This is a genomic window from Mycobacterium sp. ITM-2016-00317 (genome assembly GCF_002968295.1).
Classification (GTDB): Bacteria; Actinomycetota; Actinomycetes; order Mycobacteriales; family Mycobacteriaceae; genus Mycobacterium.
Genome location: NZ_CP134399.1, coordinates 3,768,912 through 3,791,295 on the forward strand (window position 1 = coordinate 3,768,912; position 22,384 = coordinate 3,791,295).

23 protein-coding genes and 1 pseudogene are annotated in these 22,384 nt (G+C 69.6%); 13 read left to right on the forward strand and 11 right to left on the reverse strand.

Going from position 1 to position 22,384, the window contains the following annotated elements; all coding sequences use genetic code 11:
- Positions 1-50 precede the first annotated feature (50 nt).
- Positions 51-314 carry an ANTAR domain-containing protein gene (locus C6A87_RS17905; RefSeq protein WP_311113517.1) on the forward strand — a complete coding sequence of 88 codons (264 nt, stop codon included), beginning with the start codon at positions 51-53 and terminating at the stop codon, positions 312-314.
- Here C6A87_RS17905 and C6A87_RS17910 read toward each other — a convergent pair.
- Positions 307-1,047, reverse strand: a complete 741-nt coding sequence (locus tag C6A87_RS17910) for a sensor domain-containing protein (protein ID WP_311113518.1) — start codon at positions 1,045-1,047, stop codon at positions 307-309. The genes C6A87_RS17905 and C6A87_RS17910 overlap by 8 nt on opposite strands.
- A 297-nt stretch (positions 1,048-1,344) precedes the next feature.
- Here C6A87_RS17910 and C6A87_RS17915 point away from each other — a divergent pair, with 297 nt between their 5' ends.
- From C6A87_RS17915 to C6A87_RS17940, 6 genes are read left to right on the forward strand one after another with little or no spacing between them, the layout of a single operon-like run.
- Complete coding sequence (locus C6A87_RS17915) at positions 1,345-2,085, forward strand: GntR family transcriptional regulator (protein WP_311113519.1); 741 nt, start codon at positions 1,345-1,347, stop codon at positions 2,083-2,085.
- A gap of 1 nt (position 2,086) precedes the next feature.
- Entirely contained in the window at positions 2,087-2,314 is a 228-nt protein-coding gene (locus tag C6A87_RS17920; RefSeq protein WP_003928504.1) for a ferredoxin family protein, read from the forward strand.
- 18 nt (positions 2,315-2,332) lie between these two features.
- Positions 2,333-3,754 carry an ABC transporter substrate-binding protein gene (locus C6A87_RS17925; RefSeq protein WP_311113520.1) on the forward strand — a complete coding sequence of 474 codons (1,422 nt, stop codon included), beginning with the start codon at positions 2,333-2,335 and terminating at the stop codon, positions 3,752-3,754.
- Positions 3,751-4,614: an ABC transporter permease gene (locus tag C6A87_RS17930; protein ID WP_311113521.1), complete on the forward strand. Its 864-nt coding sequence runs from the start codon at positions 3,751-3,753 to the stop codon at positions 4,612-4,614. Before C6A87_RS17925 ends, C6A87_RS17930 begins: the two co-directional genes overlap by 4 nt.
- The gene (locus tag C6A87_RS17935) at positions 4,611-5,354 is read left to right on the forward strand and encodes an ABC transporter ATP-binding protein (RefSeq protein ID WP_311113522.1); all 744 of its coding nucleotides are present in this window, start codon (positions 4,611-4,613) and stop codon (positions 5,352-5,354) included. The genes C6A87_RS17930 and C6A87_RS17935 overlap by 4 nt, the downstream gene beginning before the upstream one ends.
- Complete coding sequence (locus C6A87_RS17940; protein WP_311113523.1) at positions 5,354-8,041, forward strand: fumarate reductase/succinate dehydrogenase flavoprotein subunit; 2,688 nt, start codon at positions 5,354-5,356, stop codon at positions 8,039-8,041. Before C6A87_RS17935 ends, C6A87_RS17940 begins: the two co-directional genes overlap by 1 nt.
- Positions 8,042-8,044: 3 nt before the next feature.
- On the opposite strand, the gene C6A87_RS17945 is transcribed toward C6A87_RS17940, so the two are convergent.
- Positions 8,045-8,749 carry a sensor domain-containing protein gene (locus C6A87_RS17945; protein WP_311113524.1) on the reverse strand — a complete coding sequence of 235 codons (705 nt, stop codon included), beginning with the start codon at positions 8,747-8,749 and terminating at the stop codon, positions 8,045-8,047.
- Positions 8,746-10,677 (reverse strand): translation elongation factor 4, encoded by a 1,932-nt coding sequence (gene lepA / locus C6A87_RS17950; RefSeq protein WP_311113525.1) that lies wholly within the window; start codon positions 10,675-10,677, stop codon positions 8,746-8,748. Before lepA ends, C6A87_RS17945 begins: the two co-directional genes overlap by 4 nt.
- Positions 10,678-10,721: 44 nt before the next feature.
- Between lepA and C6A87_RS17955 the strand changes: the two are divergent.
- The 4 genes and pseudogenes from C6A87_RS17955 (at position 10,722) to C6A87_RS17970 (ending at position 12,837) form a co-directional block, all read left to right on the forward strand.
- Positions 10,722-11,332 (forward strand): annotated as a pseudogene (locus tag C6A87_RS17955) (type II toxin-antitoxin system PemK/MazF family toxin).
- Positions 11,333-11,838: 506 nt separating this feature from the next.
- Positions 11,839-12,033: an excalibur calcium-binding domain-containing protein gene (locus C6A87_RS17960; protein ID WP_311113526.1), complete on the forward strand. Its 195-nt coding sequence runs from the start codon at positions 11,839-11,841 to the stop codon at positions 12,031-12,033.
- Complete coding sequence (locus C6A87_RS17965; protein WP_311113527.1) at positions 12,034-12,255, forward strand: hypothetical protein; 222 nt, start codon at positions 12,034-12,036, stop codon at positions 12,253-12,255.
- Positions 12,256-12,606: 351 nt separating this feature from the next.
- The gene (locus tag C6A87_RS17970; RefSeq protein WP_311113528.1) at positions 12,607-12,837 is read left to right on the forward strand and encodes a hypothetical protein; all 231 of its coding nucleotides are present in this window, start codon (positions 12,607-12,609) and stop codon (positions 12,835-12,837) included.
- Positions 12,838-13,017: 180 nt separating this feature from the next.
- Here the strand turns inward: C6A87_RS17970 and C6A87_RS17975 are convergent, their stop codons facing one another.
- Both C6A87_RS17975 and C6A87_RS17980 read right to left on the reverse strand, forming a co-directional pair.
- Entirely contained in the window at positions 13,018-13,629 is a 612-nt protein-coding gene (locus C6A87_RS17975) for a GNAT family N-acetyltransferase (RefSeq protein WP_311113529.1), read from the reverse strand.
- A complete protein-coding gene (locus C6A87_RS17980; RefSeq protein ID WP_311113530.1) occupies positions 13,629-14,057 on the reverse strand; it encodes a CBS domain-containing protein in 429 nt (142 codons plus the stop codon). The genes C6A87_RS17975 and C6A87_RS17980 overlap by 1 nt, the downstream gene beginning before the upstream one ends.
- 183 nt (positions 14,058-14,240) lie before the next feature.
- On the opposite strand from C6A87_RS17980, the gene C6A87_RS17985 reads away from it, so the two are divergent.
- Positions 14,241-15,101 carry a ribonuclease Z gene (locus tag C6A87_RS17985; protein ID WP_311113531.1) on the forward strand — a complete coding sequence of 287 codons (861 nt, stop codon included), beginning with the start codon at positions 14,241-14,243 and terminating at the stop codon, positions 15,099-15,101.
- Here the strand turns inward: C6A87_RS17985 and C6A87_RS17990 are convergent.
- Genes C6A87_RS17990 through C6A87_RS18000 form a run of 3 tightly spaced genes read right to left on the reverse strand, consistent with a single transcriptional unit; the run spans position 15,085 to position 18,572 of the window.
- On the reverse strand, positions 15,085-15,924 hold the full coding sequence (locus tag C6A87_RS17990; protein WP_311113532.1) for a transglutaminase family protein: 840 nt from the start codon (positions 15,922-15,924) through the stop codon (positions 15,085-15,087). The genes C6A87_RS17985 and C6A87_RS17990 overlap by 17 nt on opposite strands.
- On the reverse strand, positions 15,925-16,893 hold the full coding sequence (locus tag C6A87_RS17995) for an alpha-E domain-containing protein (protein WP_311113533.1): 969 nt from the start codon (positions 16,891-16,893) through the stop codon (positions 15,925-15,927). It abuts the gene before it with no gap.
- Between the two features lie 14 nt (positions 16,894-16,907).
- The gene (locus C6A87_RS18000) at positions 16,908-18,572 is read right to left on the reverse strand and encodes a circularly permuted type 2 ATP-grasp protein (RefSeq protein WP_311113534.1); all 1,665 of its coding nucleotides are present in this window, start codon (positions 18,570-18,572) and stop codon (positions 16,908-16,910) included.
- Positions 18,573-18,720: 148 nt separating this feature from the next.
- Here C6A87_RS18000 and rpsT point away from each other — a divergent pair, with 148 nt between their 5' ends.
- Positions 18,721-18,981, forward strand: coding sequence for a 30S ribosomal protein S20 (rpsT, locus tag C6A87_RS18005; protein WP_311113535.1), 261 nt, complete (start codon positions 18,721-18,723; stop codon positions 18,979-18,981).
- A gap of 142 nt (positions 18,982-19,123) precedes the next feature.
- On the opposite strand, the gene holA is transcribed toward rpsT, so the two are convergent.
- The 3 genes from holA to C6A87_RS18020 are packed head-to-tail and all read right to left on the reverse strand — an operon-like array spanning position 19,124 to position 22,354.
- Positions 19,124-20,065, reverse strand: a complete 942-nt coding sequence (holA, locus tag C6A87_RS18010) for a DNA polymerase III subunit delta (RefSeq protein ID WP_396837107.1) — start codon at positions 20,063-20,065, stop codon at positions 19,124-19,126.
- Between the two features lie 14 nt (positions 20,066-20,079).
- Entirely contained in the window at positions 20,080-21,537 is a 1,458-nt protein-coding gene (locus C6A87_RS18015; protein ID WP_311113536.1) for a ComEC/Rec2 family competence protein, read from the reverse strand.
- A gap of 4 nt (positions 21,538-21,541) precedes the next feature.
- Positions 21,542-22,354, reverse strand: a complete 813-nt coding sequence (locus C6A87_RS18020) for a ComEA family DNA-binding protein (RefSeq protein ID WP_311113537.1) — start codon at positions 22,352-22,354, stop codon at positions 21,542-21,544.
- Positions 22,355-22,384 lie beyond the last annotated feature (30 nt).

Here is a 22,384-nt window from a genome sequence, read left to right on the forward strand (position 1 = left end):
CCCGCGCAGAAGGCTGCCGCAGGCACCCGGTGCGGAGGACCATCGGGTCCATGGGTTCACGTGTGGCAGAAGACACATCCCGTCAGGTCATCGACGTCGCCGTCGGCATCCTGATCGGGCTGCGCGGCTATTCGCGCAAGGACGCGTTCGACGAGCTGGTGCGCGTGGTGCACCAGACCGGGATCGGCCTCGGGTCCGTCGCGTCCGGGCTGGTCGCGGTCGCCAGCGGTTCAGCCTCGGCCGAGCATGCCGAGGCGTTCAACGCCTGGGGCGAGCTGATCCGGCACGGCCGGTCGGCGGTCGCGGTCAGCTGACCGCGGCGATCTTGTCGAGGATCACGTCGGCGACCGCGACGGCCTGCCGGGCGTCCGCCGGGGCGCGCGGATCGACGAGCTCGACCTCGACGATGCAGTCGTCCGCCAGGCCGACCGCGCGTATGCCGGTCGGCGACCCGGTGCCCGCCGAAGCGTGCAGCACGCTGGCCGAGACCACCCGCGCGTCGAACGCGACCCCGGTGATCCGGCTGATCTCGCCGGCCCCGGACACGGCAGGCCGCAGCGCGACGGTCTGGCCGTTGCACCGCTGCCACTGACCGGTGAGCGAGGCGAAGAAGTCTTGTGCGACAACGGGATCGGCCATCTGCACCACCCCGAAAAAGCCGGTCACCGGCGGACCGTCGAAGCTGCCGCCTGCCCAGTTGCTGCTGGCCACCGACCGCACCGGGGTGGTGTCGTAGACGATCTCCTGCATGCGGTAGGCAGCGCTGACGCATTCGGCCGGGGTCACCTGCGTGTCGGCCACGCTGCGCAACAACACGTCGGCGTCGCCTTCGACGGGTGGGGCGAGCAGCCCGTTCGGCCCGGTCGCCAGGATCGTGGACAACTCCTGCGCGGTGGGCAGGAACAGCCCGAGCGGGACCACCTGCAGGGGCTGGGCGGCCTCGGCGATCCGCACCACCGGGCGGTCGTCGACCGGCGCGCCGGCACAGCCCGACAGCACCGCACCCACACACGCCACCGCCAGCGCTGTGACCGCCCGCTTCGACATACCCCTTCGATAGCACGCCCGGCCCGGGCGCGCGACCGGTTCGGCGCTCAAACCGGCCGCCGCACCCTGCTATTTCCGCTCACCGCGATCTGAAATCGCCGATCCCGGACCGCGGTGGCGCATTGGCCTCGCACACCGAGGTCTGCCCAGGTCAGCGCCGCAGCGAGGCGGCGCAATACCGCCGCCCGCGCGACGTCCGCACGGCGGCCCGTTCGTCGGTGCGGCCGCACCGATCTACCGTCCCCATCACCCCATTTCCCGCGATGTTGCAGCCCCAGCCCTCCCGAGTCGAACGAGGTGACACCGGTGGCCGATGCCACTCCCCTGCGCCGGCCGCGTGCCGACCAGGCGCGCCTGGTCGCCGACATCCTGCGTCACCAGATCCACGCAGGCGGCTACAAGGACGGGCTGCCGGCCGAGTCCGACCTGGCCGCGGAGTTCCTGGTATCACGCAACGCCGTGCGGGAGGCGCTGGCGGTGCTCAAATCCGAGGGCCTGATCGACCGCGAACCCAAGGTCGGCACCCACGTCGCCATCCGCAAGTACGACCACGGCCTCGACGCGCTCGTCGGGCTCAAGGAGACGTTCAAGGAGTACGGTCAGATCCGCAACGAGGTGCGTGCGGCGATGACGGTGTCGGCGCCACCCTCGGTGGCCGCCAGACTGCAGCTGCCGCCGGGCGAACCGGTGGTGTTCGTCGAGCGCCTGCGTTACCTCGGTGATCTGCCGCTGAGCCTCGACATGACCTACCTCGCACGCGATATCGGTGAGGCGGTGATCGAGCACCCGCTGGAGCACCATGACGTGTTCTCGCTCATCGAACTGGTCACCGGCCGGCGACTCGGACACGCCGCGGTGGCGGTCGAGGCCGTCGCCACCGATCCCCATTCCGCGGCGATCCTGCAGGTGCCCGACAACGCTGCCCTGCTGCTGATGGAACGACTGACCCACCTCGACGACGGACGACCCGTCGACCTCGAGTACATCCGGATGCGCGGCGACCGAATCACGCTGCGCAGCAACTTGATCAGAGGATGACATGGCCCAGGTGAACCAACGCGTCGACGTACCGGTGACCATCGACGAATCGCTGTGCATCGAGGGATGCACGCTCTGCGTGGAGATCTGCCCACTGGACTCGCTGGCCATCAACCCGGAGAACGGAAAGGCGTTCATGCATGTCGACGAGTGTTGGTACTGCGGGCCGTGCGCTGCCCGCTGCCCCACCGGCGCCGTCACCGTGAACATGCCCTACCTCATCCGCTGACCCCGACAGGACCCGCACATGAAACGCGCACTCGCCGCACTCCTGGCCGCCGCGACCGCGACGTCGCTGGCCTCCTGCTCGCTGGACTCCCAGACCGGCTCCACCGACACCGTCCGGGTGGTGGTCGGTTACCAGTCCAAGACCATCAACACCGTCACCGCGGGTACGCTGCTGCGCGCCAAGGGATTCCTGGAGCAGCGCCTCGACGACATCACCAAGAGCACCGGTGTCGACTACTCCGTGGAGTGGCAGGACTACGACACCGGCGCGCCGATCACGGCCCAGATGGTCGCCGAGAAGATCGACATCGGCTCGATGGGCGACTACCCGCTGCTGATCAACGGCTCGAAGACCCAGGCCAACGAGCGCGCACGCACCGAGCTGGTGTCCGTGACCGGATACAGCCCGACCGGCGCGCTGAACATGATCGTCGTCCCGCCGGACTCACCGGCCCGCACGGTCGGCGACCTGCGGGGCCAGAAGGTCTCGGCAAGTGTGGGATCGGCGGGCCACGGCACCCTGGTGCGCGCGCTGGACAACGCCGGCATCGATCCGGCCTCCGGCGTCGAAGTGCTCAACCAGCAGCCGCAGGTCGGAGCTTCCGCGCTGGAATCCGGCCAGGTGCAAGCACTCTCGCAGTTCGTCGCGTGGCCCGGCCTGCTCGCGTTCCAGGACAAGGCCAAGCTGCTCTACGACGGGGCCGAGGGTGACTACCCCACCTTCCACGGTGTGGTGGTCCGTCGCGACTACGCCGGCAGCCACCCCGAGGTGCTCGACGCGTTCCTGCAGGCCCAGCTCGACGCGACCGAGTTCCTCAATGACAACCCGCTGGACGCCGCCGAACTGGTCGCCGAGAGCAGCGGGTTGCCGCCGGAGGTGGTCTACCTCTACAACGGCCCCGGCGGCACCGCCTTCGATCCCACGCTCAAACCCTCACTGGTGCAGGCGCTCAAGGGCGACGTGCCGTACCTGCAGTCCATCGGTGAGTTCGCGCCGCTGGACATCGACGGCTTCGTCTCCGACACCGCGCTGCGCAAGACGTACGCGGACCGCGGCCTCGACTACCAGGCCACCCTGGACAGCACCGCGAACCCGTCGGCGCTGAGCGGGCGTGATCCGATCTGCGACGTGGAAGTCACCGACGCCACCCCGGCCGGCGAACTGTGGATCGAGGGCACCGAGAGCACCCAGCCGGCCGCTGGCCCGGACTGCCTGCTCAAGGCCGTGCGCGCCGCGGAGGCCGACGGCCGAACCGTGCGCGCGGCCTACATCCCCGACACCGAGTTCGGCACCCGCTGGTTCGCCGACAAGTCGTTGTGGGTGCGCGACGGTGGCCGGCATCTGCCGTTCGCCACGGCCGCAGGCGCCGACCGCTACCTCGCCGCCCACCCCGCGGCCACCGTCGTGGACTACCGGCAGGCTTTGGCGGGGGCAGTATGACCACCCCGCCGGCGGTGCTTTCCGCCGAGGCGCCGATCGCGGCCGCCCGCCCGCGGGTGGCGACCACGCCCGCGCGCCGCCCGCCCTGGCGGTCGTGGCTGATCCGGCTGGCGTCGGTCGCCGCGGCCATCCTGCTGTGGCAGGTGCTGACCGCCAACGAGGTTCGGGCCTGGCTGCGGTTCGACACGTTGCCGACCGTCACCGAGATCGTCGGCGCGTTCGGCCATCGGGCGCAGACCCCCGAGTACTGGCTGGACCTGGGACAGTCCCTGGTCCGGATCCTCACCGGGTTCGCGATCGCCGCGGTCGCCGGTGTCGTCACCGGGATCCTGCTGGGCCGTTCGGCGAAGTTCGCCAACGTCTTCGGGCCGCTCACCGAACTCGCGCGGCCCATCCCGGCGATCGCCATCGTGCCCGTCGCGATCCTGCTGTTCCCGACCGACGAGGCGGGGATCGTGTTCATCACGTTCCTGGCCGCGTACTTCCCGATCATGGTCAGCACCCGGCACGCCGTGCGGGCCCTCCCGACGCTGTGGGAGGACTCCGTGCGCACCCTCGGCGGCAGCCGCTGGGACGTGATCCTGCGGGTGGTGTTGCCGGGCATCCTCCCCGGCGTGTTCGGCGGGCTGTCGGTCGGGATCGGGGTGGCCTGGATCTGCGTGATCTCGGCCGAGATGATCTCCGGGCGCCTCGGCGTCGGATACCGGACCTGGCAGGCCTACACCGTGCTCGCCTACCCCGACGTGTTCGTCGGCATCATCACCATCGGCGTGCTCGGCTTCGTCACCTCCGCGGCCGTCGAACTCGTCGGCCGCAGGGTCACCCGCTGGCTGCCCCGCGGTGAGGAGAACTCCCGATGAACGGCATGAAGCTGACGCTGCGCGACCTGGTGCTCAGTTACGGCGGGTCACCGGTGGTCGACGGGCTCGACCTCGACGTCGCGCCCGGGGAAATCCTGGTGCTCACCGGCCCGTCCGGCTGCGGCAAGTCCACGGTGCTGCGCGCACTGGCCGGTCTGCTCGCCCCGGACGCCGGCGAGGTGCTGGCCGACGGCGTGCGTGTCACCACCACCTCCAGGGACCGGGCCATGGTGTTCCAGGACAACGCGCTGTTGCCCTGGCGCACAGTGCGATCCAACGTCGAACTGGCCCTCAAGCTGGCCGGTCGGCCCCGACAGGGTCGCCGCGAGGAGGCGCTGAAGTGGATCGCCGACGTCGGGCTGACCGGGTTCGAGGACTACCTGCCCAAGAGCCTGTCCGGCGGCATGCGGCAACGGGTGCAGCTGGCCCGCGGACTGGCCGGGGCCCCGCGCGCGGTGATGATGGACGAACCGTTCGGCGCCCTGGACACCCAGACCCGCGCCACCATGCAGCGCCTGCTCATCGACACCTGGCGGGCACACCCGACCACCGTGGTGTTCGTCACCCACGACGTCGACGAGGCACTGCTGATCGGTGACCGCATCGCCGTCCTCGGGCGCGCAGGCCGGCCGCTGCGCGCGCTGCTCGACGTCCCGTCACCGCGTGACCCGTCTCTGGTGCGCACCGCATTGCGTGCCGAAGTGATTGCCGCCCTAGATGATTCGGAGCTCGTTTCCTGATGCAGATCCCCCCTCTCACCGACGCCGTCCGCCTCGACTGCGACGTGCTGGTCATCGGCGGCGGCACCGCGGGCACCATGGCCGCACTGACCGCCGCCGAGCACGGCGCACAGGTGCTGCTGCTGGAGAAGGCCCATGTGCGGCACTCCGGGGCGCTGGCCATGGGGATGGACGGCGTGAACAACGCCGTCATCCCGGGCAAGGCCACCCCGGAGGACTACGTCGCCGAGATCACCCGCGCCAACGACGGAATCGTCAACCAGCGCACCATCTATCAGACCGCCACCCGTGGCTTCGCGATGGTGCAGCGGCTGGAACGCTACGGCGTGAAGTTCGAGAAGGACGAGCACGGCGAGTACGCGGTGCGCCGCGTGCACCGCTCCGGTTCCTATGTGCTGCCGATGCCCGAGGGCAAGGACGTCAAGAAGGCCCTCTACCGGGTGCTGCGGCAGCGCGCCATGCGCGAGAAGATCCGCATCGAGAACCGACTGGTGCCGGTGCGGGTGCTCACCGACGACACGGGCAGAGCAGTCGGCGCAGCGGCGCTCAACAGCCGAACCGGCGAGTTCGTCGTCGTCGGCGCCAAGACCGTCATCCTGGCCACCGGCGCGTGCGGGCGGCTCGGGTTGCCCGCCTCGGGGTACCTGTACGGGACCTACGAGAACCCGACCAACGCCGGCGACGGCTACTCGATGGCCTTCCACGCCGGCGCCGAACTCTCCGGTATCGAGTGCTTCCAGATCAACCCGCTGATCAAGGATTACAACGGGCCCGCGTGCGCGTACGTGGCCAACCCGTTCGGCGGCTACCAGGTCAACGCGCACGGCGAGCGGTTCGTCGACTCCGACTACTGGTCCGGCCAGATGATGGCCGAGGTCAAGAACGAGATCGAGTCCGCACGCGGACCGATCTACCTCAAGGTCAGTCACCTGCCCGACGAGACCCTCACCGCGCTGGAGAACATCCTGCACACCACCGAGCGGCCCACCCGCGGCACGTTCCACGCCAACCGCGGCCACGACTACCGCACCCACGACATCGAGATGCACATCTCCGAGATCGGTTTGTGCAGTGGGCATTCGGCGTCCGGGGTGTGGGTGGACGAGAACGCCCGCACCACGGTTCCCGGCCTGTACGCCGCGGGCGACCTGGCCTGTGTGCCGCACAACTACATGATCGGCGCGTTCGTCTACGGCGACCTGGCGGGGGCGCACGCCGCCGAGACCTCCGCCGATCTCCCTGCACCGCAGCAACTTCCGGAAGATCAGCTGGCGGCCGCGCACGAGCTGATCTACCGGCCGCTGCGCAACCCGGAAGGCCCGCCGCAGCCGCAGGTGGAGTACAAGCTGCGCCGGTTCGTCAACGACTACGTGGCACCGCCGAAGACCGCGACGAAGTTGTCGCTGGCGGTCGAGGCGTTCGACCGGATGCGCGAGGAAGTCGCCGGTATCGGCGCCACCACCCCGCACGAACTGATGCGCGCGGTCGAGGTGGCGTTCATCCGCGACTGCGCCGAGATGGCCGCGCGGTCGTCGCTGACCCGCACGGAATCCCGCTGGGGTCTCTACCACGACCGCAGCGACCTGCCCGAGCGCGACGACGTCGAGTGGCGCTACCACCTGAACCTGCGCAAGACCGCCGACGGCGACATGGAGTTCCTCAAGCGTCCGGTCGCGCCGTACTTCGTGCCGGTTCCCGGCCTCGACGGGTTGCCCAGCGGGGAGACCGAACCCGTGCCCGTCGCCGAGCCCGGTCTGGTGGGCGGGCGTCCGCCGGTCTCGGAGATCTCGCGGGTGGCCGCGCCCGCCACCCAGCCGCCGTCGCCGCGGATCGCGTCGGTGCTGGCCCTCGACGAGCCGTCGGTGCAGGATCTGGCGCCGTTCCTGCGCGACGACGACGCCGGGGTGCGCCGCACCGCGGTCGACGTGCTCACCGAGCACCTGTGTGACGGTTACTCCGGTCCCCTCGTCGCGGCCCTCGGTGATCCCGACGTCGAGGTGCGTCACGTCGCCGCCGACGGGATCCGTGAACTCGTCGAGGTGCTGCCGGACCCGGAGACCATTCGGCCCTATGTGGATTCGGCCGACCCGGTGGTGCGGGGTGCGGCCACCTACGTGCTGGCCGCGCGCCGTGCCGGTGACCGTGACCGCTACCGGGTGCTCAGCGAGGACCCCGATCACCGGGTGCGGATCGAGGCGGTGCGGGCGCTGGTGTCGGTCGACGACGTCGACGGTGTCGCCGCTGCGCACACCGACGCCAACCGCGAGGTGCGCATCGCCGTCGCCAACGGCCTGGGCGTGCTGGGGGCCGGCGCGCCGACGGTGCGCGTGCTGATCGACGACGCCGATCCGCTGGTGCGGGCTGCCGCGCTGGCGGCGATGGGCGAGATCGGCTGGGACGACAGCGACGGCGCGGTGGTGGAGAAGGCGCTCGCGGCCTCGGCGTGGCAGATCAGGCAGGGCGCGGCCCGGGCGCTGGCCGGTGCCCCGTCTCCCGCGGCCGCGGTGCCGCCGCTGTCGCAGGCGCTGGCCGACCCGCACCTCGACGTCCGCAAGGCGGCGGTGCTGAGCCTGACCCGGTGGGCGTCCTCGGAGGACGCCGCCCGCGAGGCACTGGCCGGTGCGCTCGACGACGGTGACGCCGACGTGCGCGCCTATGCGCGGCGGGCGTTGGAGTCGGCCCACTAGCGGCTACCGGGCAGACGCCTTCTCGATCATCTCGGTCAGCAGCGCGGTGGCCTCAGCGTCGATGCGCTCGGCACACACCGACGCCTCGACGACCATGTTCGCCGCGGCGGCCATGGTGTGCTGACACTGCCACTGGGCCGATTCCAGCGCCGTCGAGGACTGGCTCACGACACCGCCGTCACGGACCACCTCGCCCAGTGACCAGTCGAACCATTGCTCGCCGTCGCTGATCGAGACCTCGCGGTCAGCGCAGGCGTCCCAGTCCCGGCCCGAGCGTTCGACGAACTCCTCGGCGTCCGCGGCCGAGGGCATCAGCACCACCGTCTCCTCCACCCAGTGGTCGTAGACGTCGCCCGGCTCACTGGCCAGGCGGGTGAGCACGGCGGTGTAGCCGCTGTCGGCGTACACCGGTTCCTCCGCGCTGTAGAGCGCCCCGAGACATTCCGGGTCGGAGACGTCGACCGAGTCGTCGGTCATCTCGGCGACCTCGTCCACGACCTCGATGTCAGGGCTGTCCAGCAGCCCGGCCAGTTCGGCGCCGTCCAGCAGAACCGCGGACAGGTCCTGTTCGGTCAGCGCCCCGGCGGCCAGCGGTGAGCCCGCCTCCGGACGCACCGCCGCGCCGTCCACGGTCGCGGTGCACGCCCCGGTGCACAGTGACAGCACCATCACGGCCAGAGCCGATCCGGTGCGCCACCCGGGGGTCATTTCTTCGGCTTGTCCGCGACGGACTCGGTGGACAGTGCGGCGACGAACGCCTCCTGCGGGACCTCGACCCGACCGATGGTCTTCATCCGCTTCTTGCCTTCCTTCTGCTTCTCCAGCAGCTTGCGCTTACGGGTGATGTCACCGCCGTAGCACTTGGAAAGCACGTCCTTGCGGATGGCCCGGATGTTCTCGCGGGCAATGATTCTCGAGCCGATCGCGGCCTGCACCGGCACCTCGAACTGCTGGCGCGGGATCAGCTCCTTGAGCTTGGTGGTCATCTTGTTGCCGTAGGCCGACGCGCTGTCCTTGTGGACGATGGCCGAGAACGCGTCGACGGCCTCGCCCTGCAGCAGGATGTCGACCTTGACCAGATCGGCCTCCTGCTCGCCCGCCTCCTCGTAGTCCAGGCTGGCGTAGCCGCGGGTGCGGGACTTCAGCGAGTCGAAGAAGTCGAAGATGATCTCGCCCAACGGCATCGTGTAGCGCAGTTCGACACGTTCCGGGGACAGGTAGTCCATGCCGCCGAGTTCGCCACGCCGGGACTGGCACAGCTCCATGATGGTGCCGATGAACTCGCTGGGCGCGATCACCGTGGTCTTCACGATCGGCTCGAAGACGCTGCGCACCTTGCCTTCCGGCCAGTCCGACGGGTTGGTCACGACCAGTTCGGTGCCGTCGTCCTTCACCACCCGGTAGACGACGTTCGGCGCGGTCGAGATCAGGTCGAGGTTGAACTCGCGCTCGAGACGTTCACGGGTGATCTCCATGTGCAGCAACCCCAGGAACCCGCAGCGGAACCCGAATCCGAGCGCCACCGACGTCTCGGGCTCGTAGGTCAGCGCGGCGTCGTTGAGTTGCAGCTTGTCCAGCGCCTCGCGCAGCACCGGGTAGTCCGACCCGTCGACCGGGTAGAGACCCGAGTACACCATCGGCCTGGGCTCGCGGTAACCGGTCAGCGCCTCCTTGGCGCCGTGCCGGGCGGTCGTCACCGTGTCGCCGACCTTGGACTGACGCACGTCCTTCACGCCGGTGATGAGGTAGCCGACCTCGCCGACACCGAGACCGACAGAGGGCTTGGGGTCGGGCGAGACGATGCCCACCTCGAGCAGTTCGTGGGTGGCGCCGGTCGACATCATCGCGATGCGCTCGCGCGGGGTGATCTTGCCGTCGACCACGCGCACGTACGTCACGACGCCGCGGTAGATGTCGTAGACCGAGTCGAAGATCATCGCCCGCGCCGGCGCGTCCGGGTCACCCTGCGGCGCCGGGATCAGCTTCACCACCTGGTCGAGGAGCTCGGTCACCCCGACCCCGGTCTTGCCGGACACCCGCAGCACGTCCTCGGGTTCGCAGCCGATGATGTGGGCGATCTCGGCGGCGTACCGGTCAGGGTCGGCGGCGGGCAGGTCGATCTTGTTCAGCACCGGGATGATCGTCAGATCGCGGTCCAGCGCCAGGTACAGGTTGGCCAGCGTCTGGGCCTCGATGCCCTGGGCGGCGTCGACCAGCAGCACCGCGCCCTCGCAGGCCTCCAGCGCGCGGGACACCTCGTAGGTGAAATCAACGTGGCCAGGCGTGTCGATCAGGTGCAGGACGAACTCCTCGTCCCCCACTTTCCAGGGCAACCGGACGTTCTGCGCCTTGATCGTGATGCCGCGCTCGCGCTCGATGTCCATCCGGTCCAGGTACTGCGCCCGCATATCCCTGTCCGCGACCACGCCGGTGAGCTGCAGCATCCGATCGGCCAGGGTGGACTTGCCGTGGTCGATGTGAGCGATGATGCAGAAGTTCCGTATCTGCGCCGGCGCGGTGAAGGTCTTGTCGGCGAAACTGCTGATGGGAATCTCCTGGTGAACGGGGTGTGGCTGCCGAAACAGGCCCCTCCAGAGTATCGAGACCCGACCTCCCCGACACAATCGAGCCACCATCGAGCCGACTTCGGGGCACCCGGCACCGCCTATGCTTGGCGGGTATGGCGTCCTCGTCGTCGTATGTGAAGGCGTTTCAGCGCCTCTTGGTGAAAGGCACCGAGAACCTCGTGTTCAACGAGGCCCCCAAGCTCGTGCGCCAGCTGCAGAAGTCGGACGTCCTGCAGCGCGGCATCCAACAGGGCATCCGCATCGGTCTCGACGTGCTGTCCGGCCGGCGGAGACGGCCGCCCCCGCGCTGCCCGCGGGCCGGCCGGTGTCGAGTCGCTTCGTCCCGACGGCCCACCGGGCCCGCAGGGTTTCCTACGCACCCGACCTGGACGGCCGGGCCGACCCCGGTGAGATCGTGTGGACCTGGGTGGCGTTCGAGGACGACCCGACCCGCGGCAAGGACCGTCCGGTGCTGGTCGTCGGGCGCGACCGCAGCATCCTGCTGGGGCTGATGCTGTCCAGCCGGGACCACCACCGCGACGACGAGAACTGGGTCGGCATCGGCAGCGGCAGCTGGGACTACGACGGCCGGGCCAGCTGGGTCCGGCTCGACCGCGTCCTCGACGTGCCCGAGGAGGGCATCAGGCGCGAGGGCGCCGTGCTGGACCGCGAGGTCTTCGACGTCGTGGCGGCACGGCTGCGCGCCGACTACTCCTGGAGCTGAGCGGCGGCCCAGCAAGCCGCCTGCGCGTTGGAAGCGCAACGTTTCCGTTCCTTCGCGAACGCACCCGTACGCCCCTTATCGAGACGTTTAGCCATTCACCAGCCGTAGCCTGCATGCCAAGTGGAGCGGTGCGCGCGCGAGCAACCTGACAGCAAAAGTGGTGAGCTTGTTTCGTTGTGGGTGACATCGCCGCATCTGTTCCTAGCGCCAAGCGCACGCCATGCGGTCAGGTTCTCGTTAGCCTCAGAGAAGATCAGCCAGCAAGACGGCAGTTCGACCTCGTAACTCGGCATTTCGCCGATGCCCGGACAGCGAAGGTGGTTTTTCTCCGCGAGTCAACCAGGGCCCCGTAAAGGCGGCGGCGCGGAGAATGTTGTTCACGAGGGGGAATCCGGGAGAGACCTCGCCGCCATAGGCTGCTGGTAGCAAATTAACGGTGCTTGCTATTCTCAGTCATCGCGGCATACCATCTTGGCCGGGATGAGTTAGCTGACTGGGGGAAGTCCATGATCTTGCGGTTTCTATTCGTGGTTGCTGCAACCGGCGCCATTGCTCTTGGGGCACCGGCCACCGCGGGCGCGGTGCCGTTCTCTAACTGCACCGCTGCTCGCGATGCGGGCTATGAGGACATTCCTCGGGGCTCCGAGTTCTACGGTCCGCATCTCGACCGCGACAACGACGGCATCGGCTGCGAGAGCTAGATGAAGCGCACCATCCTTGGCGTTGCGGTTTGCACACTGGCGCTGGGCAGCATGGTCAACGCGGCCATCGCCGGCGCCGACCAATACATCGACTTCGGGACCAATCAGGCGGCATGCAAGGCTGCGGCCCAGCAAGCGAATGCGTCGCGCGCGCCAGGGGCCAGTGCGTCCTTCTGCTATCAGACCGGACCGGGGCACTACTCCCTTTTCTACGGCGACTGACCCATGGTCTGGAGTCCAAATACTTACCCGGGTGGGGATCACCGCTACGCGCACCAGGTCTTTCGGTGGCTAGACAGTGGCACGGATCCCTATCCGGTGGCCAACGGGTGCTCGCAGACACGCCGAACTTCTACAGCAATTTGGACCGCGCCCGCCCGTGGCACCGGTCGTGCCAACGAGGGGAGAAAGCACATGACCCGTACCTACCTAATTCTCGGATTCTCAGCTCTGAGCCTCACCGCGTGCAGCGGGAGCCAGGAGGCAACGCCGACGACAGTGACTGTGACCGACACGAGCACGGCCACTCGGGCGCAGGCACCAGTGGCACCCCCGGCGCCGTCATCATGGCCAATGCCTGACCTCATCGGTCGGGACCTCCAGGCGGCGCAAGACACCATCCAGGCATTGACCAACTTCGAGATTCCGCTCAGTACGTCGACCGACCTCACCGGCCAAGGTCGCATGCAGGTCATGGATCGCAACTGGCAAGTCTGCTCGTCGACTCCCGCCCCCGGCGAGTCATTGACGACAAATACGCCAGTCGATTTCGGCGTGGTGCGCGATTCGGAAGTCTGCCCCTGATCCCAACCCCTGCCTTATCGCACCGGTTGCATCGGAACCTCAAGTCGTGCCAAAACCCTACCGGGAGCGAAACTTTCGGTGGGCGAGCAGCTTCCCGACAAGATGGATACGGCAAACTCATGCGAACGTTCAGAGTGTCGGGCTTCATCACCCGCCGGGAGGTTGCTCTGCCAGGGCGCCTCAGCCGGGGGTCCGCCACATCGGCCATATCTGCGGCCCGCCACCGGGAATCGTGAGCTCTCCGGTGACTTCGAAGCCGAACCGCAGGTAGTACGGCAGGTTCGACTCCTTGGTGGACTCCAGGTAGGCGGGCGCCCGCGCCGCGTCGCAGCGGTCCAGCCGCGACCGCATCAGCGCGTGCGCCAGCCCGGTGCCGCGCATGTCGGGGTCGGAGCCGATCACCCCCAGATACCAGTGCGGCTCCTCCGGGTGGTGCTGTTTCATCAGTTCGACCATCTCCTGGCCGCGGCCGAGGTGGCGGCCGACAGCCAGCAGCATCGCCGGCATCATCCGCAGTTCCTCACGCGGTGTCTGCTTCCACCGCCCCGGCGGATCCCACAGTGCCGCGGCGCCCACCGTGCCGTCCCGGGCCGCGATCTCGACCGCCTCACCGGCCAGGAAGTGGTACCGGGTCATCGCGGCGAAGATGCGGGGCAGCGCCCTGGCGCGACGGGCCTCGTTGGGGATCATCCACGCCATCACCGGGTCGTCGCGGAACGCGCGGCCCAACACCCGCGCCAGCGGCTTCACGTCCGCCTTCCGGGCGGAGCGGACCTGGACGTCTGCCGACATCAACCCTGGGTGATGTAGGCCTGGAGGTGCTCGTGGTCGCGCTCGAGTTCCTCCATCCGGGTCTTGACGACGTCGCCGATGCTGACGATCCCGGCCAGCCTGCCGTCGACCACGACCGGGACGTGCCGAACCCGGTTGTTGGTCATCAACGCGCTGAGGCTGTCCACCGAGTCCTCCGGGGTGCAGGTGGCGACCAGCGTCGTCATGATCTCCGACACCGGCCGGTGCAACAGGTCGGCACCGACGTCGTGGAGCTTACGCACGACGTCACGCTCGGACACGATACCGAGCAGACCGTCGGGCGAGACCACCACCATCGCGCCGATGTTGTGCACGGTCAGTTCGGTCAGCAGGCCGGCCACCGACGTCTCAGGCGTGATGGTGGCGACCGCCGCGCCCTTGTTTCGCAGCACGTCGGAAATCCGCATCGACTACCTCCTGGTGATGTAGCTCACACCCAGGCTACCCGCTGGCGCGCGCTTTCGAAGCGGTTCCGCGCGTCCCGTCCGGGCCGTCTTTGCCATATCCGAATGCATTCGCAGGCAAAGTGTTTCATCGCGGATCTGCGATTGCCGACCGTCCGCCACGGACCGCGGGTAGGTTCTGGCGGCATGATCGAAGTCACGCTGCTGGGCACCGGAAGCCCCATCCCCGACGCCCGGCGTGCCGGACCGTCGACATTGGTCCGCGCGGGCGGGCAAACATTCCTCGTCGACTGCGGCCGCGGCGTGCTGCAGCGCACCGCCGCCGTCGGGCTCGGGGCCGACCAGATCACGGCCCTACTTCTGACCCATCTGCACAGCGACCACATCACCGATCTGGGCGACGTGCTGATCACCCGCTGGGTGTCGAACTTCGCCCCTGACCTGCCGCCGCTGCCGATCATCGGGCCGCCCGGGACCGCCGAGGTGGTCGACCACGTGCTCTGGTCGCTGCGCCTCGACATCGGGTACCGCATGGCCCATCACGCCGATCTCACCGAACCACCACAGGTCGAGGTCGAGGAGGTGACCGCGGGCGTGGTCTGGGGTCGCGACGAGGTCCGGGTCAGCGTCGGTCCGACCAACCACCGGCCGGTGGCGCCGACCATCTGCTTCCGGGTCGAACACCACGGCGCCTCGGTGGTGCTGGCCGGCGACACGGTGCCCTGTGTGGGCCTCGACGAACTGGCCGCCGGCGCAGGGGCGTTGGTGCACACCGTGGTTCGCCCCGATTTGATCCACGCCCTGCCAGTGCAGCGCATCCGGGACATCTGCGGGTACCACTCCTCGGTGGAGGAGGCCGCCGAGACCGCGACGCGCGCCGGCGTCGGCATCCTGATCCTCACCCACTACGTGCCGGCACTGCAGCCCGGCCAGGAGGACGAGTGGCGCGCGCTGGCCGCCACCAAGTTCGACCGGCAGATCGAACTCGGCGACGACCTGCACCGGGTGGAGGTCCACCCCGGCGTGTGCGCTAAGCCAGCCGGGTGATCTCGACGATGACGTCCAGATCGGTGGAGCCCTCCCCCGAGTAGATGCCCTTGAGCGGCGTGACGTCGGCGTAGTCGCGGCCGACGCCGACGCTGATGTACTGCTCGTTGATCTGGGCGTCGTTGGTGGGGTCGTAGTGCCACCACTCCCCCGTCCAGGCCTGCACCCAGGCGTGACTCTGCCCGTCCACGGTGACACCGACCTCCGCGTCGCGGTGGGGATGCAGGTAACCCGACACGTACCGGGACGGAATTCGCATGCTGCGCAACAACATCAACGTCAAATGGGCGAAGTCCTGGCACACGCCCTTACCCTCACGCAGCGCATCGACCCCCGAGGAGTGCACCCCGGTGGTCCCCGGGACGTACTGCAACTCGCCCTGCACCCAGCGGGCGGCCTCGATGACCGCCTCGGCCGGTTCGTAGTACTTCGCGATGCGCCGCCCGACCCGTTCAATGCGCTTGCTCGCGGGCACGTAGTGCGTCGGGGCGACCATCTCGTCGTACTTGTCGATCACCGCCTCCGACACCAGATCGGCCCACGTGACCTTGGTCTGGGGTTCCTCCGGGATGTCCGTCTCGACCACCGAGGACGCGGTGACTTCCAGCTCGGTGTGCGGGGCGTGCAGATCGAACGCCGTCACCGCGGTGCCCCAGTAGTCGACGTAGCGGTAGGACCGGGTGGCGGGGACGGTTTCGACCCGGTTGAGGATCACGTTCTGCCGGGAATCCGAGCGCGGCGTCAGCCGGGCCTCGTTGAACGACGCCGTCACCGGTGACTTGTAGGCATAGCCCGTCGAGTGCACCACGCGCATGCGCCACATCTAGATCTCCCCCTCTTCGATCACCAACGAATTGCGCCCGGCGTCCGTCCACGCTACCCACGGTGCGGAGTGGAAGTACTGCAGCGCCAACGCTTCTCCGACGTCGAAGCACGTCTTCTGCAGGTCGGCCAGCCGCTCCTCCAGCGAGTCCAGCAGCACCCCGGGCTGGAGGAACTCCAGCTCGCTGCGCGCCCGGCCGAGTAGGCGCTGCGCCTCGGCGGTGGCGCCGAGACGGCTGTGCGGACGGTTCATCAGCTCGTCGAGGCTGTGCTCGGCCAGCCGCAGCGAGAAGAAGATCGACCGCGGGAACAGCCGGTCCAGCAGCATGAACTCGACCACCCGGCCCGCGTCGAGCACGCCGCGGTAGGTCCTCAGGTAGGTGTCGTGGGCGCCCGCCGAGCGCAGCAGCGTGACCCACGCCGGCGACGACGCGCTGTCACCCACCCGCGACAGCAGCAGCCGCACGGTCATGTCCACCCGCTCCAGCGCACGCCCGAGCACCATGAACCGGTATCCGTCGTCGCGGCTGAGGGTGGAGTCGGCAAGCCCCGCGAACATCGCCGCGCGGCCCTCTACGAAGGACAGGAACTCGTGCGGCCCCAGACGCTTGGCGGCGCGTTCCCGCTCGGCCAGCGCGTTGTAGGTGGTGTTCAGGCATTCCCAGATCTCGGTCGATGTGACTTCCCTTGCGCCACGGGCATTTTCCCGTGCCGCTGAGATCGCCTCGACGATCGAACCCTCGGTGCCGCGGCTGAACGCGACGATGTCGGTCAGTGACCACACGTCCAGCGGCACGTCGGGCGGCTCCATGCCCAGCACCCGCAGCAGGGTGCGCGAGGCCTGATCGGGGTCCACACTCGATTCTTCGAGAAGCTGGTGCACCGTCACGTCCAGGATCCGGGCCGTGTCATCGGCCCGCTCGACGTAGCGGCCGATCCAGTACAGCGATTCCGCGTTCCGCGCCAACATTTCGGATCGCCCCCCTACTGCTGCTGCTGGTCTTGGGTGTGCTCGGCTTTGCCGTTCTTGGTGGCGTTCTTGCTCGCGGCCGCCTTCGGCAGCGAGCGCACCACCTCGGCCGCCCCGAGTTCGCGGTCGGCCACCGACGTGCGCGACGCCAGCACCCAGGTGTCCTTCGACCCGCCGCCCTGGCTGGAGTTCACCACCAAGGAACCGTCGGGCAGCGCGACGCGGGTCAGCCCGCCCGGCAGCACCCACACGTCGTCGCCGTCGTTGACGGCGAACGGACGCAGGTCGACGTGGCGGGGCGCCAGTTTGTCGCCGATCTGGGTGGGCACCGTGGACAGCTGCATCACCGGCTGCGCGATCCAGCCGCGCGGGTCGGCGACGATCTTCTTGGTGATCGTGGCCAGCTCCTTCTCGGAAGCCTCCGGGCCGAACACGATGCCGTAGCCGCCCGAACCCTCCACCGGTTTGATCACCAGTTCGTCGATGCGGTCGAGCACCTCCTCGCGTTCCTCGTCGAGCCAGCAGCGGAACGTGTCGACGTTGGCCAGCAGCGGCTTCTCGCCCAGGTAGTACTCGATGATCGTCGGCACGTAGGTGTAGACGAGCTTGTCGTCGCCGACGCCGTTGCCGACCGCGCTGGAGATCACCACGTTGCCGGCGCGCGCGGCGTTGAGGATCCCGGCGACCCCGAGCACCGAATCCGGCTTGAACTGCATCGGGTCCAGGTAGTCGTCGTCGATGCGTCGGTAGATCACGTCGACCTGACGCTCGCCCTCGGTGGTGCGCATGTAGACGGCGTTGTCGCGGCAGAACAGGTCGCGGCCCTCGACCAGCTCGACGCCCATCTGCCGGGCCAGCAGCGAATGCTCGAAGTAGGCCGAGTTGTAGACCCCCGGTGTCAGCACGACGACCGTCGGGTCGGCGACGTTGTTGGCCGCGGCGTTGCGCAGGGCCCGCAGCAGGTGCGATGAGTAGTCCCCGACCGAGCGCACCCGGTGGGTGGCGAACAGGTTCGGGAACACGCGCGCCATGGTGCGGCGGTTCTCCATCACGTAGGAGACCCCCGAAGGTGAGCGCAGGTTGTCCTCCAGCACCCGGAAGCTGCCCTGTTCGTCGCGGATCAGGTCGATGCCGGCGACGTGGATGCGCACCCCGTTGGGAGGGACGATCCCGACGGCCTCGCGATGGAAGTGCTCACACGACGTGACCAGGCGGCGTGGGATGACCCCGTCTCGCAGGATCTCCTGGTCGCCGTAGATGTCATGGAGATACATCTCCAGCGCCTGCACGCGCTGCCGGATGCCGCGCTCCAGCCGGGTCCACTCCGCGGCCGAGATCACCCGCGGCACCAGGTCCAGAGGGAACGGCCGCTCCTGTCCCGACAGCGAGAACGTGATGCCCTGGTCGATGAACGCCCGGTCCAGCGCCTCGGACCGGGCCTGCAGGTCGCTGACGTCGGCCGGCGCGAGCTCCTTGTGGATGCCCTTGTAGGGGCCGCGGACGTTGCCCTGCGCGTCGAACATCTCGTCGAACGCCTTGGCATACGAGCCGAGCTTGTTGTAGCCACCGAAGATGCCGTCGTGCCGCTTCGCCGGTTTCGTGGCGCCACGGGTCGTTCGCAGCGTTTCGGTCGCCAAGGTGTCACCTGTTCTTTCCCTATGTGAGCATTCGATTGTCATGCTGCAGCATCGCGGCCGTTTCGGCAGGCCAGCAGAGCTCGCTTTGGGACATCTACCCGCTCGCTGCTACCCTGAACAGTCGCTGCCCCAGGACGGGCGCCCCCAGACTCAGAAGTAACCCCGTCGAGATTTAGAAGGAATAACACGCGTGGCCAACATCAAGTCGCAGGAGAAGCGCAACCGCACCAACGAGCGCCGCAGGTTGCGCAACAAGTCGGTGAAGTCGTCGCTCCACACCGCGGTCCGCGGATTCCGCGCGGCTGTCGATTCGGGCGACAAGGAGAAGGCCGGCGAGCTGCTGACGGCCACCAACCGCAAGCTGGACAAGGCTGCCAGCAAGGGCGTGATCCACAAGAACCAGGCCGCCAACCGCAAGTCGGCGCTGGCCCGGGCCCTCAACAAGATCTGACGGTCCCAGCTCCACCCTCTGGCGACTGACCGGTCTCGACCGGTCAGTCGCTGATCCATATCTCGACCGTCAGGCGCTGACCAGTCCTCAGCATTCAGTCGCTGACCAGCCCTCGGCATCAGTCGCTGACCAGCTCTCGGCATCAGTCGCTGACCAGCTCCGCTACCCGCCGGACCGCGTTCTCCAACGCGTAGTCCGCGTCGGCGGCGGCGCCTTTGACGTCGGCGTTCAGCGCCGCCACCAACCGCATCGCCTCGGCCACCGTGTCGCGCGACCATCGTCGCGCCTGCTTCTGGGCCTTCTGCACCCGCCACGGCGGCATCCCGATTTCACCGGCGATCTGGAAGTGATTGCCCGACATCGGCCCCACCCGTGCGATCGTGTGCACGGCCTCGGCCAGCGCGTCGGCCAGCACCACGTGCGGCTCCCCGGCGATCATCGCCCAGCGCAGCGCCTCGGCGGCACCCGCCACGTCCCCGGCGACCGCCTTGTCGGCGATGTCGAACCCCTTCACCTCGGCCTTACCCGAGTGGTAGCGGCGCACCGCGGCCGCGTCGATGGCGCCGCCGGTGTCGGCAACCAGCTGCGAGCACGCCGCGGCCAGCTCCCGGATGTCGGAACCGATGGCGTCGAGCACCGCGGTGACGGTGTCGTCGTCGACCTTGACGCGCAGCGCCTTGAACTCACGGCGGACGAAGTCGGCCCGCTCGGCCGGCTTGGCGATGCGCGTGCACGGGTGCACCTGCGCACCCAGCTTCTTCAGGTGATCGGCCAGGGCCTTGGCCCGCCCACCGCCGGAGTGCACCACCACCAGCAGCGTGCCGGCGGGCAGATCGGCGGCAGCGTCCTGGATCAGCGCCACCGCGTCCTTGCCGGCCTCGGCAGCGGACTCGAGCACCACGACCCGCTCGTCGGCGAACAGCGACGGGCTGAGCAGTTCGGCGAGTTCGCTGACGCTGACCTCACCGGCCCGGAGCCGGTCCACCGGCACGTCGGCGGTGCCCGCCGCGGTCCGGGCCGCGCGCAGCACCCCGGCGACGGCCCGTTCGACCAGAAGTTCCTCGTCACCCAGAACCAGGTGCACGCCCGTCATCTGACTCACCGCACGATGGTGCCACGTCGCCCCGACACCACCCAATGCCACACCAGGGCGACCACGGCAGCGGCCACCGCCACGCTCAGCACCCCGGCGGCGCCGGACGGCACGGTCACCGCGGCGGCGGGCAACTGCGCGGAACGCCGGGCCACCTCCAGCAGCCACCACACCTCCGGCCCGGTGAAGCGGATCAACAACTCCGCCCCCGCGGGCCACAGCGCGCTCAGCGCCGCCGCCGCGGTACCCAGCACGGTGATCGACGGAATCACCGGTGCCACCAGAAGATTCGCGATCACCGCGACCAGGCTCACCGAACCTGAGACGCCGGCCACCAACGGCGCGGTGACCAGCTGCGCGGCCAGCGCCACACTGACCGCGGCGGCCAGCGGCCGCGGCCAGCCCCGATCGGTCAGCCGCTTCGACCACGCCGGGGCCAGCACCACGAGGGCCGCGGTGGCCGACGCCGACAGCGCGAACCCGACGTCGACGGCGAGCCTCGGGGCGCCGATCATCAACCCGATCACCGTGGCCGCCAGCGCGGGCAGGGCCTGGCGACGCCGGTGCGTCAGCACCGCCAATAGCGTGATGGCGCCCATCACCGCGGCCCGCAGCACGCTGGGCGACGGTTGCACGACCACCACGAACGCCACCAGCGTCAGCGCTGCCAGCCCGACCGCGGCCCGCGGCCCGATCAGCACCGCCGACAGCAGCACCGCCCCGCACACGATCGTCACGTTCGCCCCCGACACCGCCGTCAGGTGGGCCAGCCCGGACGCGCGGAAGTCGGCCGCCGTCTGCGCCGGGACCGCGGACATGTCGCCGAGCACCAACGCGGGCAGCATCGCCGCCTGGCCGGGCGGCAGCGCCAGCCGCGCCGCGTCGGCGAACCCGGCGCGCAGACGGTGCGCCGACCGGTGGATGGGCGCGGCCTCCCCGCGGACCGGCGCGCCGCGCGCCGACAGCACCGCGACGGTCAGGTCGCGCCGCGTCGGCCGCCCCACCCGCGCCCGGAACCGCGCGGGCTGCCCGGCCGTCAGCCCCGCGTAGTCGGCACCGGACGCGAAGACCACCACGTCTCCCGACGACGGCGCGCCGTCGAGCTCCACCAGCGGGCCGCGGAACATGGTGCGGCCGCCCTCGAGCAGCCGCGGCGTCTCCGACGGGCTGACGACCACCGTGACCTCCGCGCCGACGCGGCCGGTGATCGGGTGCCCGGCCACCGCGTCGACCCGCACCGCGACCGCCACCGCGAACCCGCACGCGACCAGCGCGACCGCGGCCACCCCGGCCCGGACCGCCTTCGGGTCGCTGCCGGCACGACGGGCGCCCCACCAGCCGGCGAGCGCGGTCACGGCGATCGCCGTCACCGTCGCGGCCACCGCACCCGCTGCCTGCCACGCGATCCCCGCCGCGGTGACCGCCCAGCTGGTCAGCGCGGCGGGCACCAGGCGCAGGTCCACGACCTCACACCCGCACCAGCGCGCGTAACTTGTCCAGCCGGGCCGGCCCGATCCCGTCGACGTCGCCGAGCTGGTCCACGCTGTCGAACCGGCCGTTGGCGTCCCGCCAGGCGATGATCGCCGCGGCGGTGACCGGTCCGACACCGGGCAGCGTGTCCAGCTGCGCCTCGGTGGCCGTGTTCAGGTCGACCAGCCCTGCCTGGCCCGGAGACGGCCCGCCGGTCGCGGGCCCGCCGGATCCGGTCGGCTCGGACACCACCGCGCTGCCCATCTCGGCAGGCTGCCCGGGGGCGGCGGCGATCCCGACCACGATCTGTTCGCCGTCGGTGACCCTGCGCGCCATGTTCAGCCCCAGCACGTCGGCGCCGTCGAGCGCCCCGCCCGCCGCCTGCAGCGCATCGGCGATCCTGGCCCCGGGCGTGAGGGTGACCAGCCCGGGCGTGTGCACCAGCCCGACCACGCTGACCACCACGGGTTCCGCAGGCCCCGGGGTCGCCGGACCAGCCGCCGGCGCCGCCGAGGACACCATCTCGACCGGTGGCAGTTTCGCGGCCACCACCGCCGGCGGGCTGTCCCGGATCAGGCTGACCACCGTGACCAACACCGCGACGAGGCCGACGATGCCGAGCGCGACCACGCCGGCTCGGCCCGGGTCGGCCCGGATCCGGGCCAGCAGCGGCGACGAACCGGTCGGTGGGGCCGCGGGCAGCCAGCGCGACAGCAGCGTGTCGGGCGGATCGTCGTCGTCCTCGGCGGCCGCGTCACCGGCCGGCGCGAGCCGCCGACGCAGCCGGTCGGCGGGCAGTTCGGTGGACATGCCGCGACGCTATGCCCGGCCGGCGACGGC

What these genes read in the sequence shown, in the direction of transcription:
- C6A87_RS17905 (WP_311113517.1), top strand. Translation starts at nt 51, where the DNA reads ATGGGTTCACGTGTGGCAGAAGACACATCCCGTCAGGTCATCGACGTC.
- C6A87_RS17910 (WP_311113518.1), bottom strand. Translation starts at nt 1,047, where the DNA reads ATGTCGAAGCGGGCGGTCACAGCGCTGGCGGTGGCGTGTGTGGGTGCG.
- C6A87_RS17920 (WP_003928504.1), top strand. Translation starts at nt 2,087, where the DNA reads ATGGCCCAGGTGAACCAACGCGTCGACGTACCGGTGACCATCGACGAA.
- C6A87_RS17925 (WP_311113520.1), top strand. Translation starts at nt 2,333, where the DNA reads ATGAAACGCGCACTCGCCGCACTCCTGGCCGCCGCGACCGCGACGTCG.
- C6A87_RS17930 (WP_311113521.1), top strand. Translation starts at nt 3,751, where the DNA reads ATGACCACCCCGCCGGCGGTGCTTTCCGCCGAGGCGCCGATCGCGGCC.
- C6A87_RS17935 (WP_311113522.1), top strand. Translation starts at nt 4,611, where the DNA reads ATGAACGGCATGAAGCTGACGCTGCGCGACCTGGTGCTCAGTTACGGC.
- C6A87_RS17940 (WP_311113523.1), top strand. Translation starts at nt 5,354, where the DNA reads ATGCAGATCCCCCCTCTCACCGACGCCGTCCGCCTCGACTGCGACGTG.
- C6A87_RS17945 (WP_311113524.1), bottom strand. Translation starts at nt 8,749, where the DNA reads ATGACCCCCGGGTGGCGCACCGGATCGGCTCTGGCCGTGATGGTGCTG.
- lepA (WP_311113525.1), bottom strand. Translation starts at nt 10,677, where the DNA reads ATGGTGGCTCGATTGTGTCGGGGAGGTCGGGTCTCGATACTCTGGAGG.
- C6A87_RS17960 (WP_311113526.1), top strand. Translation starts at nt 11,839, where the DNA reads ATGATCTTGCGGTTTCTATTCGTGGTTGCTGCAACCGGCGCCATTGCT.
- C6A87_RS17965 (WP_311113527.1), top strand. Translation starts at nt 12,034, where the DNA reads ATGAAGCGCACCATCCTTGGCGTTGCGGTTTGCACACTGGCGCTGGGC.
- C6A87_RS17970 (WP_311113528.1), top strand. Translation starts at nt 12,607, where the DNA reads ATGCCTGACCTCATCGGTCGGGACCTCCAGGCGGCGCAAGACACCATC.
- C6A87_RS17975 (WP_311113529.1), bottom strand. Translation starts at nt 13,629, where the DNA reads ATGTCGGCAGACGTCCAGGTCCGCTCCGCCCGGAAGGCGGACGTGAAG.
- C6A87_RS17980 (WP_311113530.1), bottom strand. Translation starts at nt 14,057, where the DNA reads ATGCGGATTTCCGACGTGCTGCGAAACAAGGGCGCGGCGGTCGCCACC.
- C6A87_RS17985 (WP_311113531.1), top strand. Translation starts at nt 14,241, where the DNA reads ATGATCGAAGTCACGCTGCTGGGCACCGGAAGCCCCATCCCCGACGCC.
- C6A87_RS17990 (WP_311113532.1), bottom strand. Translation starts at nt 15,924, where the DNA reads ATGTGGCGCATGCGCGTGGTGCACTCGACGGGCTATGCCTACAAGTCA.
- C6A87_RS17995 (WP_311113533.1), bottom strand. Translation starts at nt 16,893, where the DNA reads ATGTTGGCGCGGAACGCGGAATCGCTGTACTGGATCGGCCGCTACGTC.
- C6A87_RS18000 (WP_311113534.1), bottom strand. Translation starts at nt 18,572, where the DNA reads ATGACAATCGAATGCTCACATAGGGAAAGAACAGGTGACACCTTGGCG.
- C6A87_RS18020 (WP_311113537.1), bottom strand. Translation starts at nt 22,354, where the DNA reads ATGTCCACCGAACTGCCCGCCGACCGGCTGCGTCGGCGGCTCGCGCCG.